Consider the following 14,708-nt stretch of genomic DNA (forward strand, 5'->3'; position numbering starts at 1 on the left):
TCATCCCCGCGAAGGAGGTTTGGAACCGAAGCCAAGCCTCCGCCCGATACAAATTGCGACATTTTATCGGGTGACGTGACAAAATTGCGGGACAAAACTCCCCGATAAGCATCTGCAAGGACGGCAGCGCGCCGTTCGTGACAGACGCTTTGAAGGAAGATTTCCATGATCCGCAAATTCATGACCACGGTGGCGCTGGGCTCGCTGTTCGTCGGCGGGCTCGCTGCTTCGCACCTTGCTTTCGCTCAGGACGACAGCGCCGGACCGCGCGGCGGCGGCATGCTGATGATGGCCGACGCCAACAAGGACGGCGCCGTCACAAAGGTGGAACTGACCGCCGCCCTCGAAGCCCGCTTCGCCAGGCTGGACGCCAACAAGGACGGCAAGCTCGACCAGGCGGATCGCGAAGTCCTCCGTCAGCAGCGGCTCGATGAACGCTTCGCCGCGCTGGACACCGACAGGAATGGTCAGATCAGCAAGGCGGAATTTGCCGCCGGGCATCGGGGCCGGGACGGCATGCACGACCGCATGGGCAAGCCCGGCGGGCCGGACGGCCATGGCTGGGGCCATCGCGGTTGGGGAAAGCATGGTGGCGGACAATATGGTGGGGCACAGGGCATGCGCGGCGGTCCGGGCGATGAAATGAAGAAGGACGGCACCGTCACCAAGGCCGAATTCATGGCCCGCCCGCTCGCCATGTTCGACAAGGCCGACGCCAATCATGACGGCAAGGTGACCGCCGATGAGATGAAGGCGGCGCGGCAGGCCTTCCGCGACGGGTGGCGCGACCGCAAGGGGCCGCCGCCCGCCAATTGAGGGCAGGGGTGAAGGCGTCGATTGCGCGCCTTCGCCCTTCCCACCCGCATCCAGCCATGACAAGAACCGGACCATGAGCGAACGACCCCATCTGCTGCTCGTCGACGACGAGCGCTCGATCCGCGAGCCGCTGGCGCAATATCTCGGCCGCAACGGCTTTCGCGTGACGGCCGTCGAAAATGCGTCGGAAGCGCGGATGCGCCTTAACGCCAACGCCATCGACCTAGTGATCCTGGACATCATGATGCCGGGCGAGGACGGGTTGTCGCTCTGCCGCCACATCCGTGAGACCAGCGAGATTCCGGTGATCCTGCTGACCGCGAAATCGGAGGAGACGGACCGTATCGTCGGGCTGGAAATGGGCGCGGACGATTATGTGCTGAAGCCCTTTTCCCCGCGCGAGCTGGTCGCCCGCATCAAGGTGATCTTCCGCCGCGTCGCGACCGGCGGGCAGCGGGTCACGGCCCCCGATGGCGCAACCTATGCCTTCGCCAACTGGCTGCTCAAGACGCAGGAACGCACGCTGGTCGACGGCGAGGGGGTGGCGTTGCCCCTTTCCACGGCGGAATATAATCTGATGCTGGCCTTCGCCACCCGGCCCAATCAGGTGTTGAGCCGCGACCAGTTGCTGGACATCACCCAGGGGCGGGAGGCCAATGCCTTCGACCGGGCGATCGACAACCAGATCAGCCGCCTGCGCAAGAAGATAGAACCGGACCCGAAGAACCCGACCCTCATCAAGACGGTCTGGGGCGGCGGCTACACCCTGTCCGCGGACGTGCGGAAGCTGTGAGGCGGCTGCGCCTCTGGCCGCAGAGCGTCGTCGGCCAGATCATCATCCTCGTCGCGCTGGCGCTGTTCGTGGCGCAGGCGATCAATTTCACCCTGTTGCTGCGCGAGCGCCAACGGATCGAGCTGACCGCGCAGACCGCGCCGGGCGTCTATCGCATCGTCGACGCGCTCGACAACCGGCCGGACCGGCGCGGCGGCGACGAGGCGGATCGGCGGGGAAGGGTGCGCTTCCTGGATGCTGCCCCGCCCTTGCCGGGGCAAGCCCGGCCGGACGTCGAGCGCCGCGCGAGGGCGATGTTCGACGATGTCGGCCTTTCGGTCCGCTCCATCCGTGCGGCCGAACAGCCGCAGCTGCTGCCGCTGCGGCGCTGGGACAATTTCCGCATGCGCGCGGCCGGCGGCAGGCATGATCATGTGCATATGACGCGTCTGGCGATGGCGGTCGAATATCAGCCGGGCAAATGGGCGCTGACGCAGACGCGCATCGGGGACCGGCCGCCGCGCTTCGGCGGATGGCTGGTGGGGCAGACGCTGATCCTCTACGCGATCGTGCTGCTGCCGCTGCTCTGGGTCGGGCGCAGGCTGGCGCGGCCATTGAAGCAGTTGACCCTTTCGGCGGAGCAGTTCGCCCGCACCGGATCGGCCGACCCGGTAGAGGAAAGCGGCCCCGGCGACGTGCGGCAGCTCACCATAGCCTTCAACGCGATGCGCAGCCGCATCTTTGCGATGTTGAACGAGAAGGACCGGATGCTGGGCGCCATCGGCCATGACCTGCGCACGCCCCTGGCCTCGCTGCGCGTGCGCGCCGAATCGGTGGAGGACGAGGGCGAGCGCGCCCGCATGTCCGAGACGATCGACGAGATGAACCGGATGCTGGAGGATATTCTCTCGCTCGCCCGCGCGGGTCGCAGCAGCGAAGCCCGGCAGAAGGTCGATATGTCGGCGCTGGCGGACGCCGTGGTCGAGGATTTTCTGGAACTCGGATCTCCGGTCGATCTGGCCGACAGCGATCGCGCGGTCGCCAATGTGCGCCCGCAACAGATTCGCCGCGCGCTGCGCAACCTGATCGAGAATGCCATCGTCTATGGCGAGCGGGCTCATGTCTCGGTCGAAAGAGGGGATGGCACCATCCGGCTGATCGTGGCGGACGATGGACCCGGCATATCGGAAGACCGGATGGAAGAGATGATGGAGCCCTTCACCCGGCTGGAGGGCTCGCGCAATCGGGACACTGGCGGGGCCGGCCTGGGGCTGGCGCTGGTTCGGGCGATCATGACCGAACATGGCGGCGCGCTGAAGCTCGCCAACCGGGCGCAGGGCGGATTGGAAGCGAGTCTGGTTCTGCCGGCCTGAAAACGGCGATTTTCAGCCGAAGTTCACAGTGTATGCGCGCGCGTGCCCGGGCGCGCGTAGGCGCGTCGCGCAATGCGTCGGACGTTTCAAAGAGGGGTGGGCGATAGGCCGGCCGGCGGACAATAGGACAGGCCGAATTGGGTCATGTCGGGGAAATAGGATATTTTGTCAGGAGCCTGTTGCGCTTGGGTCACATGCTCCTGCGGGGGGCTTGGCGCAAGGTCGGGAGCAGAATGGCTGTAAATTGGCCAATTCGAGACCTTCCTTCTTCCTTGAGAGAGAAGAATAGGAAGTCTTGGCGGCGAAGGAGCCCAGGCTGATTTGGATGAGGGAGGAGCGGGCCTGCGGCCCGCGCGATCCCCTGGATCGCAACCCCCTCACCCAGCTACGACTAAGCAGCAAGCTGCCAAGTCTGCGCAGCCCTCTCCCTCAAGGGAGAGGGATAAAGCGGGTGTCCGCTCTCCACCCTTTTTCGTCTTCCATTTCGGCCTTGGCCCTGGGTCGAGCGCAGAATGACGCAGGCTAGAGGACTTCGCTCACCCGTTCTGGCGGCCGGGCGATCAGCGCGCCCTTGTCCGTGATCACGATGGCGCGTTCGATCAGGATCGGGTGCGCGGCCATCGCGTCGAGGACGGCCTTGTCGTCCGACACGTCCAGGCCGATTTCCTTCGCTATGCCCTCGCCCTTGCGGACGGCTTCCGATGGGCGGACGCCCGCCCTCTTCAGGACCGCCTCGATTTCGGCGCGGCTGGGCGGAGTCTTGAGATATTCGACGACCTCTATGTCGACCCCCGGTGCATTTTCCAGGATCGCGAGCGCCGCGCGCGACTTGGAGCAGCGGGGGTTGTGCCAGATGGTCGCCCTCATGCCTTCTTATCCCTCACGTTCCAGCCACTCTTCCAGCCACTTGATCGTGTAGTCGCCGTTGAGGAAGTCCGGGTCGGTCAGCAGCTTCTGGTGGAGCGGGATCGTGGTCTTCATCCCCTCGATCACATATTCCTCCAGCGCGCGGCGAAGGCGCATGATCGCGCCTTCGCGGGTGCGGCCATAGACGATCAGCTTGCCGATCATGCTGTCATAATAGGGCGGCACCTTATAGCCCTGATACAGGCCGCTATCGACGCGGACATGCATGCCGCCCGGCACATGATAGCTGGTGACGGTGCCCGGCGAGGGCGCGAAGGTGCGCGGGTCTTCGGCGTTGATGCGGCATTCGATGGCGTGGCCGGTGAAGACCAGGTCCTTCTGCTCGACCGAGAGGGGCTTGCCCTCCGCCACGCGGATCTGTTCGCGCACCAGATCGACGCCCGTGATCATCTCCGTCACCGGATGCTCCACCTGCAGGCGGGTGTTCATCTCGATGAAGTAGAATTCGCCGTCTTCCCAGAGGAATTCGATGGTGCCCGCGCCGCGATAGGCCATGTCGGCCATCGCCTTGCGCACGACTTCGCCCATCCGGTCGCGCTCGGCGGTGGAGAGGACGGGGGAGGGCGCTTCCTCCAGCACCTTCTGGTGGCGGCGCTGGAGCGAGCAGTCGCGCTCGCCCAGGTGAATGGCGTTGCCGTCGCCGTCGCCGAAGACCTGGAATTCGATATGCCGGGGATTGCCCAGATATTTTTCCATATAGACGGTGTCGTCGCCGAAGGCGGCCTTGGCTTCCGAGCCGGCCTGCTTCATCAGCGTTTCGAGCTGGTCTTCGGAAGGCACCACCTTCATGCCGCGTCCGCCGCCGCCAGAGGCCGCCTTGATGAGAACGGGGTAGCCGATCTTCGCGGCGATTTCCTTCGCTTCCGCGATGTCGGAGATCGCGCCGTCGGAGCCGGGAACCAGCGGCAGGCCGAGCGCGCCGGCGGTGCGCTTTGCCTCCACCTTGTCGCCCATGATGCGGATATGTTCGGGCTTGGGACCGACGAAGGCGATGTTGTGCGCCTCCACGATCTCCGCGAACTGGGCGTTTTCCGACAGGAAGCCATAGCCGGGATGGATCGCGTCCGCGCCGGAGATTTCGGCGGCGGAGATGATCGCGGCGATGTTGAGATAGCTGTCCTTCGCCGCGGGCGGGCCGATGCAGATCGCTTCGTCGGCGAGGCGCACATGCATGGCGTCGGCGTCGGCGGTCGAATGCACCGCCACCGTCTTGATGCCCATTTCATGGCAGGCGCGATGGATGCGGAGCGCGATTTCGCCCCGGTTCGCGATCAGCAGCTTTTCGATGGCCATGTGTGAAGCGGCCCTTATTCGATGACGATCAGCGGCTGGTCATATTCGACCGGCTGGCCGTTATCGACCAGCACGGCCTTGACCGTGCCGGCATGGGGCGCGGTGATGGCGTTCATGACCTTCATGGCTTCGACGATCAGCACGGTGTCGCCCGCCTTTACGGTCGAACCGACGGCGGCATAGGGCGCAGCGCCCGGTTCGGCGGCGAGATAGGCGGTGCCGACGATGGGCGAGCGGATGGCGTTGGCGGCCACGGCCGGGGCGGCGGCTTCGGCCGGAGCGGGGGCGGCGGCCGGCGCGGCCGTGGCGACCGGAGCGGCGGCGACGGGCGGGGGCGCATAGGTGACGGCGCCGCCGCCCACCTTGCGCGCGACGCGGATCTTGCGGTCGCCGTCCTCCACCTCGATTTCCGTCAGGTTGGTGTCGTCGAGCAGCGCGGCGAGATCGCGCACCAATTGTACGTCCACCTGCATTGCGCCCTTTTCAGCCTTGTCGTTCATTTTCAGTCCCTGGACGGTGAATTTCGTGTTCCGATGCCCGCGCCTATGCGCATTTGCGCCGGAGCGCAACTTATGTGCGTCGAGCTACAGTTCGAGCGCCGCCTCCAGCGCGAGCATGTAGGACAGGGCGCCGAAGCCCGCGATGGTCCCCTTCGCCGCCATGCCGACATAGCTTTTGTGGCGGAATTCCTCGCGCCGGTGGGGGTTGGAGAGGTGCACCTCTATCACCGGGACCGTGATGGCCTTGATCGCGTCGTGCAGCGCGACGGAGCTGTGGGTAAGGCCGGCGGCGTTGAGGATGACGGCGTGCGCGCCCTCCGCATGCGCCTCCTGCAGCCAGTCGACCAGATGGCCTTCATGGTTGGACTGGCGGAAATCGATCTCGACATGGGCGCGGTTGGCGGCGTCCTCCATCCGCTCGGCAATGTCGTCCAGCGTGTCATAGCCGTAGATTTCAGGCTCCCGCGTGCCGAGCATGTTGATGTTGGGACCGTTCAGGACATAGATTTTGCGCGTTTCGGCCATGGCGGTCCCCTTATGGTTGCGGGTGGGGCGTCGACGCCCCTATATGCGCGCTGATCTTTAGCCCTTCGTGTCGCGCCAAGTCGAGACACCTTGTTTGACAGGACAGAGCATTGAGCGTCGACGGAACCGTGTCCATCCATATCAATGGCGAGCATCGCCGCGTGCGTGCGGGCATGACGCTGGCGGAGCTGGCGAGCGAACTGGGTTTCGTGCCGGAGAAGGTGGCGGTGGAGCGCAATCTGGAGGTGGTGCCGCGATCGACGCTGGCGCAGGTGTGCGTCGACGATGGCGACGAACTGGAGATCGTGCATTTCGTTGGCGGTGGCGACCATCCGGTCGCGGGCGGCGGCGATGTCCCGGCGGTGGATGAGGATGGCTGGACCGTGGCGGGCCGGACCTTCCGTTCGCGGCTGATCGTCGGCACGGGCAAGTACAGGGATTTCGAGCAGAATGCGGCGGCCGTCGCGGCTTCGGGGGCGGAGATCGTCACCGTGGCGGTGCGGCGGGTCAATGTGTCGGACCCCAAGGCGCCGATGCTGACGGATTTCATCGATCCCCGGAAGATCACCTATCTGCCCAATACGGCGGGCTGCTACACGGGGGAGGAGGCGATCCGCACCTTGCGCCTGGCGCGCGAGGCGGGCGGTTGGGATCTGGTGAAGCTGGAAGTGCTGGGCGAGGCGCGGACGCTCTATCCCGACATGGTGGAAACGTTGCGTGCGACGGAGATACTGGCCAGGGAAGGCTTCAAGCCGATGGTCTATTGCGTGGACGATCCCATTGCGGCGAAGCGGCTGGAGGATGCGGGCGCGGTGGCGATCATGCCGCTGGGCGCACCGATCGGGTCGGGGCTGGGCATCCAGAATCGCGTGACGATAAGGCTGATCGTGGAAGGGACCCGGCTGCCGGTGCTGGTCGATGCGGGCGTGGGGACGGCTTCCGAAGCGGCCGAGGCGATGGAACTGGGCTGCACCGGCGTGCTGATGAACACGGCCATTGCCGAGGCGAAGGACCCGGTGCTGATGGCCGCCGCGATGAAGGCCGGGGTCGAGGCGGGCCGGATGGCCTATCGGGCCGGACGGATGGCGAAGCGCATGTATGCCGATCCTTCAAGTCCATTGGCTGGGCTGATCTGAGGCGCTGGCAAGAGGGTGCGCCATGCTCCCGCGGAGGCAGGAGCCTGTAGGATGGTGTCTGAACGGGGCAGGACGGGGCGGTCATGAGCCGCCTGCCTCATTGGAGCGCCTGCGCGGGAGTTATTGCGGTATCGGTGGGGTTGCGACTTTCGCCGTTGCAGCAAATTGACCCTTCGTCGGGTTGCTTCTATCTCCTTGGGCGGATTCCCGGCAGGAGGACAGGCGATGGTGAACAAGCTCTACCCCGATGCGGCGAGTGCGTTGGAGGGTTTGCTGTTCGACGGCATGCATCTGTGCGCTGGCGGGTTCGGTCTGTGCGGGATACCCGAGCGGCTGATCGATGCGATCCGGGATTCGGGCGTCAGGGATCTGACCATCGCCTCCAACAATGCGGGGGTAGATGGCGAGGGGCTGGGCAAGCTGCTGCGCACGCGGCAGGTCAGGAAGATGATCTCCAGCTATGTGGGCGAGAACAAGGAGTTCGAGCGGCAATATCTGGCCGGGGAGCTGGAGGTGGAGTTCTGCCCGCAGGGCACGCTGGCCGAACGCTGCCGGGCGGGCGGCGCGGGCATTCCGGGCTTCTACACCAGGACGGGCGTCGGCACGGCGGTGGCCGAGGGCAAGGAAGTGAAGAGCTTCGACGGGCAGGATTATATATTGGAGCGCGGCATCTTCGCCGATGTGGCGGTCATCAAGGGCTGGAAGGCCGATGAGAGCGGCAACCTCATCTTCCGCAAGACGGCGCGCAACTTCAACCAGCCCATGGCGACGGCGGCGAAGATCTGCGTCGCGGAAGTGGAGGAGGTGGTGCCCACCGGCAGCCTCGACCCCGATGCGATCCATCTGCCCGGCATCTACGTCAAGCGCATGATCGTCGGAGCGCCTTACGACAAGAAAATCGAATTCCGCACCGTCCGCCAGAGGGAGGCGGTTTGACGTGACATGCCCTTCCCCGACCCCTCCCGCGAGTGGGAGGGGGGCTGTCGGCCTGGCGGTTTCGATGATGTTGGCGGGCTGTTCGGCCGATCGGCCGGCGGCGGTTCCGGTCGCGCCCGAAACGCCCCCGGCCGGGATGCAGTATCTTTATGGGTCGGGGGAGGCTTCGGCGCTTTCGCTCCAGGCCTATCGGGCTTTGCTGGCGCATGTCGCGGCGAAGGTGAAGGCGCGCCCGGCCGACAGCGTGATCCTGGCCGAAGGCGCAGGCCTCGACGATCCGCGCTTCGTGCCCTGCGGCGCAAAGCCCCTTGCCGCCGTCTTCGATGTCGATGAGACGGTGATGCTCAACATCGGCTATGAATATCATGCAGCGCGGACGGGCAGGGGATTCGACACGGCCGCCTGGGATGCGTGGGAAAGGACGGGCGAAGCTGCGGTCGCGCCGGTTCCGGGCGCGGACCGGATGGTGCGCGCGCTGCGGCAGATGGGCGTGACGGTGGTGTTCAACACCAATCGCACCGCCGGGAATGTCGAGCCGACCGTCCGCGCCATAAAGGCGGCCGGTCTGGGCGATGCCGTGCATGGGCAGACGCTGTTCCTGAGCGGCGACGACGCCATGGGATCGCGCAAGGACGGGCGGCGGGCGACGATCGCGGCGCGATATTGCGTCATCGCCATGGGCGGCGACCAGTTGGGCGACTTTTCGGACCTGTTCAATGGCGGACCGCCGGTGACGGCGCGGCGTGCCGCGACCATGCGGCCGGCGATCGCGCAGATGTGGGGCAATGGCTGGTTCGTCCTGCCCAATCCGGTTTATGGAAGCGGCCTCAAGGGCGGCTTCGACGAGGTTTTTCCGCTGGACAAGAGGTGGGCCGCGCCTGCCGATGGGGAGAAATAACATGCCCTGGACTCGTGACGAAATGGCCGCGCGGGCGGCGAAGGAATTGCAGGACGGTTTCTACGTGAACCTGGGCATCGGCATCCCGACGCTGGTGGCGAACCATATTCCCGACGGCGTGGAAGTGACGCTGCAGTCGGAGAATGGCATGCTGGGCATCGGCCCCTTCCCCTATGAGGGGGAGGAGGATGCCGACCTGATCAATGCGGGCAAGCAGACGATCAGCGAATTGCCGCACAGCTGCTATTTTTCCAGCGCCGACAGTTTCGCGATGATCCGGGGCGGGCATATCGACCTGACCGTGCTGGGCGCGATGGAGGTTTCGGAACATGGCGACATCGCCAACTGGATGATCCCGGGCAAGATGATCAAGGGCATGGGCGGCGCGATGGACCTGGTCGCGGGCGTCAAGAAGATCATCGTCGTCATGGAGCACACGTCCAAGGACGGCAGTCCCAAGTTCATCCCGGCCTGCACCCTGCCGCTGACGGGCAGGAATGTGGTCGACATGATCGTCACCGACCTCTGCGTGTTCCAGCGGCCCGACCATGACAGCCCGTTCCGCCTCATCGAATGCGCGCCGGGCGTGACAGCGGAGGAAGTCGCCGCCAAGACCAGTGCGCATTATCAGTCCTAGAGCTTCGATCCGATCGAATCGGATCGCCGCTCCGAAGTTTTTTGTTTACCGCGATTTCTTAACCGGCGATCCAGTCGGATCACCTGCAAATCGCTCTGAGGAAGCACGATGAGCCTCGACGGCACCTATGACGATGGCAATGTCTTTGCCCTGATCCTGGCTGGGAAGATTCCTTCGACCAGGCTTTATGAGGACGAGCATACATATGCCTTCCTCGACATCCAGCCGCAGTCCAAGGGGCACAGCCTGGTCATTTCCAAATGGTCGAAGGCGCGGAACATATTGGACGTCGAGGACGAGGCGCTGGCGCAGGTGATGGCGACGGTGAAGAAGGTCGCCAACGCCACCCGCAGGGCGCTGGACCCCGACGGCATCCATGTCGCGCAGTTCAACGGCGCGCCTGCCGGGCAGACCGTGTTCCACCTGCATTTCCACATCGTGCCGCGCTGGGAAGGCCAGCCGCGCGGCTTCGTCGCCCATGCGCAGGGCGACTTTGCCGATCCGGCGGAACTGCAGAAGCTGGCCGAAGAGATTCGCGCCCAGTTCTGATGCGCCAGACCTTCGTGAAAGCGCCCTGAGGTGGCGCTCAAGCCCTTCAAGGCCCCCGGCGCGCGGCTGGCGCTGCGCGCCAAGCGGGAGAGCCGGCGCTTCGCCGGCGGCAGCCGGCCGGCGGAGATCGTCCTGGACATTTCCCGGCTGCTGTCCCGCAGTTTCCATGCCGCGCCGACCGGGATCGACCGGGTCGAGTTCACCTATGCCCGCGAATTGCTGGAGCGGATGCCGGACCGGCTGGCCTTCGCCGCCGTTCATCCGGCGGGCGGCTATTATGGGCGGCTGAAGGATGCGGCGGTGCGCCAGTTCCTGGCCTTCACCGCGGCGCGCTGGCGCAACACGGAGCAGGTGGACGAGCGCGAGAGCAAGGCGGCGGTGATCCGCCACCTGATCGCGCTGCGCCCGCGCCCGGTGCCGGTGGCGCATGGGCCGCGCATCTATCTGCAGGTGTCGCCCCATCATCTGGACGACGCCGATCAGGTCGGCGCGATCCTGCGGGCGGAGGGCGCGCGCTTCGTGACGCTGGTGCATGATGTCATTCCGCTGACCCATCCCGAATTCGCCCGGCCGCAGGGCGCGGAGGAGCATCTGAAGCGGGTGCGCACGATCGACCGCTATGCCGACGGGATCATCGGCAACAGCCAGGCGACGATCGATGCGCTGGCGCCGCGCCTGACGCGCGGCCTGGAGGGGCGGGTGATCCGCGTCGCCCATTTCGGCGCGGACGCGCCGGACATGGTGGTGGAGGGCAGCCATGAAGTGCCGGATCGGCCCTATTTCGTCTATATTTCGACCATCGAGCCGCGGAAGAACCATCTTCTGCTGCTCAACATCTGGCGGCGGCTGGTGGAGAGATGGGGCGACAAGGCGCCGGTGCTGGTGCTGATCGGGCGGCGCGGCTGGGAAAATGAAAATGTCGTCGACATGCTGGAGCGGGCGGAAATCCTGCGCGGCCATGTGATCGAGGCGGGCAGCGTGCCGGACAATGAGATGAACGCGCTGGTCGCCGGGGCGCGGGCGATGCTGATGCCCTCCTTCGAGGAAGGCTATGGCATGCCGGTGATCGAAACCCTGTCGGCGGGCGTGCCGGTGATCTGCAGCGACATCGTCGCGCATCGGGAGGTGGGCGGCGAGGCGCCGGATTATCTCGACCCGCTGGACGGCCTCGGCTGGCTGAGGGCCATAGAGGCGTACAGCAAGGCCGATGCGCCCGAACGGGCGGCGCAGATCGCGCGGATCGCGGCGTGGCGGGCGCCGACATGGGGGGATTATTTCGACATCGTCGCCGGCATGCTGGACGAAATGACGGTTCGCGCTTCCGCTTGACGTCCCTGTGCCGGGCGATCACAGAAGCTGTTGTATGGATTGCGTTTTCGAATGGCTGAAGCGTCGCTCCATTCGCGCTGATCTATCTGTGGCTGGGGGCGGCTTTTCAACGTGAACGCGACTCCGTTTCTGCGCTCGCCCCCCTTTCCGGGCATTGACCCCGCGACGGCGGCGATCAGTCGCATGCGGCGCGATGGCGAAGCGGCTGCGCCTGTTTCCGACGCCTTGCTGGACGCCGTCGCCGAGGCGCGGGTCGGCGGCACATTCTGGGGCCATCGGCCCGTCGGCATCAGGCGGGTCGCGCGGGCCGGCGTGGCCGTCCCGCAGGCCATGATGGACGGCCTTGCGCGGCAGGAAATCGGCATTGTGGGGAAGGCGGGGCGGGGCGCGGACTCCGGCCCCGGTCATGTCCTGCCGGAACCGACCGACCTCTGGGCGCTGATCGCGGGCGCGGCCTCCGTTCATGCCGGGGCGGACGACGAACTGGCGATCATCGCCGGGCTGCTGCATGTGCCGGTCTTCGGCGCGGACGGCGCGGCCATCGAGCCGGCGGTCCTGCGTGACAGCGCCCGTGCCGCGCTGGCGGCGGCGACCTATCGCGACTGTTTCAGCGGCGAGGACGCCGATGCCGTGCAGGCCGTGGCGCAACTGGCCGACTGGCGGCGGCATCTGGACGGCAATCATGGCATCGCGGCGGCGAGCGGCATGGCCTTGTGGAAGCGGGAGGCGATCCGGCGGTTCCTGTGGGACGGCGTCGCGTCGCCGCCCTTCCTGCCGGAGCGCAGGGGCCTGCGGCGTGCCGCCCGGCGGGGAGGCGCGCTTGCGGTCTGGCCGTCGCGCGTGACGCCCGGCGCCATGGAGGATGCGCGCCGGCAGGGCGTGACCATCGCCCGGGTGGAGGACGGCTTCCTGCGGTCGAAGGGGCTGGGCGCGGCGCTGCATCCGCCCGGATCGGTGGTGATCGACCGGACGGGCATCTATTATGACGCGCGCTCCGCCAGCGACATGGAGCTGCTGCTGGCGACCTGCGTCTTCACGCCCGCGCTGGAACGGCGGGCGGCGCGGCTGCTGACGCAGATCCGGGCTTCCGGCGTCACCAAATATGGCAAGGGCGGGGGGCGGATGATCGGCCTGCCCCAGGGTCGCCGCACGGTGCTGGCGGTCGGGCAGGTCGAGGACGATCTGTCGGTCGAATATGGCGGCGCGGGGGTGGCGGGCAATCTCGACCTGCTGAAGCGGGTGCGCGCGGCCGAGCCCGACGCCCATATCGTCTATCGCCCGCACCCCGATGTGCAGGCGGGTCTGCGCAAGGGGCATCTGAGCGATGCGGCGGTGCTGGAGCAGGCCGACGCCATCGATACCGGGTCGCCGCTGATGGAGCTGGTGCAGGCGGTGGACGAGGTTCATGTCCTCTCCTCCCTCACCGGGTTCGAGGCGCTGATGCGCGGGCGGCCGGTGACGGTCCATGGCATGCCCTTCTATGCCGGCTGGGGGCTGACCCGCGATCTGGCGGCCCCCAACGGACGGCGCGGGCGTCAACTCACCCTGGACCAGCTTGTGGCCGGGGCCTTGATTCTCTATCCACGCTATCTGGACCCGGTGACGCGCTTGCCATGCGGACCTGAAATCATGGTCGAGCGTTTGGCAAGCGGGGCGCCGGCCCCGGTTTCATGGTTGATCCGGCTGCGGACTTTACAGGGGAAGTTGCAGAGATTTATGACTTTGTCCGCCGAGTATTTCCATGGTTGATGCCAAGGCCAGAACCTTCCTGTTCCTCCAGGGGCCGCATGGGCCCTTTTTCGCCATGCTGGCGGAGGCGCTGAGGGCGCGGGGGCATCGGGCGCTGCGCATCAACATCAATGGCGGCGACAAGGTCGACTGGCCGGGGGAGGGGGCGACCGATTATCGCGGGACGTTCCGCAACTGGCCGATCTTCTTCGACGACCATATCGTCCATCATGGCGTGACGGACCTGATCCTCTATGGCGATTGCCGCCCCTATCATGCCTCCGCCCACAAGATGGCGCGGCTGCGCAACCTGCGCGTCCATGTGGTGGAGGAGGGGTATATCCGCCCCGATTTCCTGACGCTTCAGGAAGATGGCGTGAACGGCAATTCGACCCTGCCGCTCGACCCCGAATGGTATCTGGAGCAGGCGAGGGCGCTGCCGCCCGAGGAGAATGGGCGGCAGCCGCAAATCCCCTCCACCTTCCGGCAGCGCGCCTTCAACACCGGGCGCAACGGCATGGCGTCGGCGCTGATGCGGCCCGCCTTTCCCTTCTATCGCACGCACCGGCCCAACAGCTTCCTGTGGGAGACGGCGGGCTGGTTCAAGAAGCTGAACCTGCGCAAGGCGGAGCGCCGCAGGTCGCGCGAGCAATGGGGGGCGGTGTGCGACCGGCCCTATTTCACTTTGCCGCTCCAGCTCGATTCCGACTATCAGATCCGCGTCCATTCGCCCTTCGGCACGATGCGCGCGGCCTTGCGCTTCGTCATCAAGAGCTTCGCCGCCCATGCGCCCGCCAACACCGCCCTGGTGGTGAAGCGCCATCCGCTCGATCCGGGACTGGTCGCCTGGGGACGGCTGACGCGGCGGCTGGCGGCGCAATATGGCGTCGGGGACAGGGTCTTCTACCTGGCGGACTGGGACATTGCCGAAGTGGTCGACAGGTCGCTGGGCGTGGTGACGGTCAACAGCACGGTGGGCACGCTGGCGCTTAACGCCGGCAAGCCGGTGGTCGTGCTGGGCCATGCGGTCTACAAGGTGCCGGGCGTGGTGCACAGGCGTTCGCTCGACGAATTCTGGTCCGCGCCGGGGGCGCCCGACATGGCGCTCTATTCGGCTTTCCGCCGGGTGCTGATCGACCGTTGCCTGATCCGGGGCGGCCTGCTGAGCGAGGAAGGGCTGCGGATGCTGGTGGACAATGCCGTGGAGCGGCTGACCCGTCCCGCCCCTTCGCGGGCCGAGCCGCGGCTGGTGCATGACCGCCAGCCTGCCCGGGCGGCCTTGCGATAGG

15 protein-coding genes are annotated in these 14,708 nt (G+C 66.3%); 11 read left to right on the forward strand and 4 right to left on the reverse strand.

The genetic code is table 11. From position 1 onward, the window contains the following. Positions 1-165 precede the first annotated feature (165 nt). From TZ53_RS11770 to TZ53_RS11780, 3 genes are all read left to right on the forward strand, one after another. Positions 166-816: an EF-hand domain-containing protein gene (locus tag TZ53_RS11770; protein WP_044661380.1), complete on the forward strand. Its 651-nt coding sequence runs from the start codon at positions 166-168 to the stop codon at positions 814-816. A 73-nt stretch (positions 817-889) separates the two neighbouring features. Further along, the gene (locus TZ53_RS11775) at positions 890-1,609 is read left to right on the forward strand and encodes a response regulator (RefSeq protein WP_025551099.1); all 720 of its coding nucleotides are present in this window, start codon (positions 890-892) and stop codon (positions 1,607-1,609) included. Next, the gene (locus tag TZ53_RS11780; protein WP_044661381.1) at positions 1,606-2,961 is read left to right on the forward strand and encodes a sensor histidine kinase; all 1,356 of its coding nucleotides are present in this window, start codon (positions 1,606-1,608) and stop codon (positions 2,959-2,961) included. The genes TZ53_RS11775 and TZ53_RS11780 overlap by 4 nt, the downstream gene beginning before the upstream one ends. Positions 2,962-3,483: 522 nt before the next feature. On the opposite strand, the gene arsC is transcribed toward TZ53_RS11780, so the two are convergent. The 4 genes from arsC to aroQ form a co-directional block, all read right to left on the reverse strand. Continuing rightward, the gene (gene arsC, locus TZ53_RS11785) at positions 3,484-3,828 is read right to left on the reverse strand and encodes an arsenate reductase (glutaredoxin) (protein ID WP_044661382.1); all 345 of its coding nucleotides are present in this window, start codon (positions 3,826-3,828) and stop codon (positions 3,484-3,486) included. Positions 3,829-3,834: 6 nt separating this feature from the next. Continuing rightward, complete coding sequence (gene accC, locus TZ53_RS11790; RefSeq protein WP_044661383.1) at positions 3,835-5,181, reverse strand: acetyl-CoA carboxylase biotin carboxylase subunit; 1,347 nt, start codon at positions 5,179-5,181, stop codon at positions 3,835-3,837. Between the two features lie 14 nt (positions 5,182-5,195). Next, complete coding sequence (accB, locus tag TZ53_RS11795; RefSeq protein WP_025772776.1) at positions 5,196-5,681, reverse strand: acetyl-CoA carboxylase biotin carboxyl carrier protein; 486 nt, start codon at positions 5,679-5,681, stop codon at positions 5,196-5,198. An 84-nt stretch (positions 5,682-5,765) separates the two neighbouring features. Beyond that, positions 5,766-6,206 (reverse strand): type II 3-dehydroquinate dehydratase, encoded by a 441-nt coding sequence (gene aroQ, locus TZ53_RS11800; RefSeq protein ID WP_044661384.1) that lies wholly within the window; start codon positions 6,204-6,206, stop codon positions 5,766-5,768. Between the two features lie 110 nt (positions 6,207-6,316). On the opposite strand from aroQ, the gene thiS reads away from it, so the two are divergent. From thiS to TZ53_RS11840, 8 genes are all read left to right on the forward strand, one after another. Then, positions 6,317-7,342, forward strand: coding sequence for a sulfur carrier protein ThiS (gene thiS / locus TZ53_RS11805; protein WP_082166098.1), 1,026 nt, complete (start codon positions 6,317-6,319; stop codon positions 7,340-7,342). A 225-nt stretch (positions 7,343-7,567) separates the two neighbouring features. Continuing rightward, on the forward strand, positions 7,568-8,278 hold the full coding sequence (locus TZ53_RS11810; RefSeq protein ID WP_044661385.1) for a CoA transferase subunit A: 711 nt from the start codon (positions 7,568-7,570) through the stop codon (positions 8,276-8,278). A 64-nt stretch (positions 8,279-8,342) separates the two neighbouring features. Beyond that, positions 8,343-9,176 (forward strand): 5'-nucleotidase, lipoprotein e(P4) family, encoded by an 834-nt coding sequence (locus TZ53_RS11815; RefSeq protein ID WP_044661386.1) that lies wholly within the window; start codon positions 8,343-8,345, stop codon positions 9,174-9,176. A 1-nt stretch (position 9,177) separates the two neighbouring features. Further along, a complete protein-coding gene (locus TZ53_RS11820; protein ID WP_044661387.1) occupies positions 9,178-9,813 on the forward strand; it encodes a CoA transferase subunit B in 636 nt (211 codons plus the stop codon). A 108-nt stretch (positions 9,814-9,921) separates the two neighbouring features. After that, on the forward strand, positions 9,922-10,362 hold the full coding sequence (locus TZ53_RS11825) for an HIT family protein (protein ID WP_044661388.1): 441 nt from the start codon (positions 9,922-9,924) through the stop codon (positions 10,360-10,362). Between the two features lie 30 nt (positions 10,363-10,392). Then, on the forward strand, positions 10,393-11,691 hold the full coding sequence (locus tag TZ53_RS11830) for a glycosyltransferase family 4 protein (protein ID WP_044661389.1): 1,299 nt from the start codon (positions 10,393-10,395) through the stop codon (positions 11,689-11,691). Positions 11,692-11,802: 111 nt separating this feature from the next. Next, complete coding sequence (locus TZ53_RS11835) at positions 11,803-13,440, forward strand: capsular polysaccharide export protein, LipB/KpsS family (protein ID WP_044661390.1); 1,638 nt, start codon at positions 11,803-11,805, stop codon at positions 13,438-13,440. After that, a complete protein-coding gene (locus TZ53_RS11840; RefSeq protein ID WP_025549852.1) occupies positions 13,433-14,707 on the forward strand; it encodes a capsule biosynthesis protein in 1,275 nt (424 codons plus the stop codon). The genes TZ53_RS11835 and TZ53_RS11840 overlap by 8 nt, the downstream gene beginning before the upstream one ends. Position 14,708: the final 1 nt, after the last annotated feature.

This window comes from Sphingobium sp. YBL2 (genome assembly GCF_000943805.1).
GTDB classification, from domain to species: Bacteria; Pseudomonadota; Alphaproteobacteria; order Sphingomonadales; family Sphingomonadaceae; genus Sphingobium; species Sphingobium fuliginis.

Bases quoted from the DNA above. Each gene is read 5' to 3' on its own strand.
- TZ53_RS11810 (WP_044661385.1), top strand. From the start codon at position 7,568: ATGGTGAACAAGCTCTACCCCGATGCGGCGAGTGCGTTGGAGGGTTTG.
- aroQ (WP_044661384.1), bottom strand. From the start codon at position 6,206: ATGGCCGAAACGCGCAAAATCTATGTCCTGAACGGTCCCAACATCAAC.
- TZ53_RS11820 (WP_044661387.1), top strand. From the start codon at position 9,178: ATGCCCTGGACTCGTGACGAAATGGCCGCGCGGGCGGCGAAGGAATTG.
- TZ53_RS11840 (WP_025549852.1), top strand. From the start codon at position 13,433: ATGGTTGATGCCAAGGCCAGAACCTTCCTGTTCCTCCAGGGGCCGCAT.
- TZ53_RS11815 (WP_044661386.1), top strand. From the start codon at position 8,343: ATGATGTTGGCGGGCTGTTCGGCCGATCGGCCGGCGGCGGTTCCGGTC.
- TZ53_RS11770 (WP_044661380.1), top strand. From the start codon at position 166: ATGATCCGCAAATTCATGACCACGGTGGCGCTGGGCTCGCTGTTCGTC.
- arsC (WP_044661382.1), bottom strand. From the start codon at position 3,828: ATGAGGGCGACCATCTGGCACAACCCCCGCTGCTCCAAGTCGCGCGCG.
- TZ53_RS11775 (WP_025551099.1), top strand. From the start codon at position 890: ATGAGCGAACGACCCCATCTGCTGCTCGTCGACGACGAGCGCTCGATC.
- TZ53_RS11825 (WP_044661388.1), top strand. From the start codon at position 9,922: ATGAGCCTCGACGGCACCTATGACGATGGCAATGTCTTTGCCCTGATC.
- accB (WP_025772776.1), bottom strand. From the start codon at position 5,681: ATGAACGACAAGGCTGAAAAGGGCGCAATGCAGGTGGACGTACAATTG.
- accC (WP_044661383.1), bottom strand. From the start codon at position 5,181: ATGGCCATCGAAAAGCTGCTGATCGCGAACCGGGGCGAAATCGCGCTC.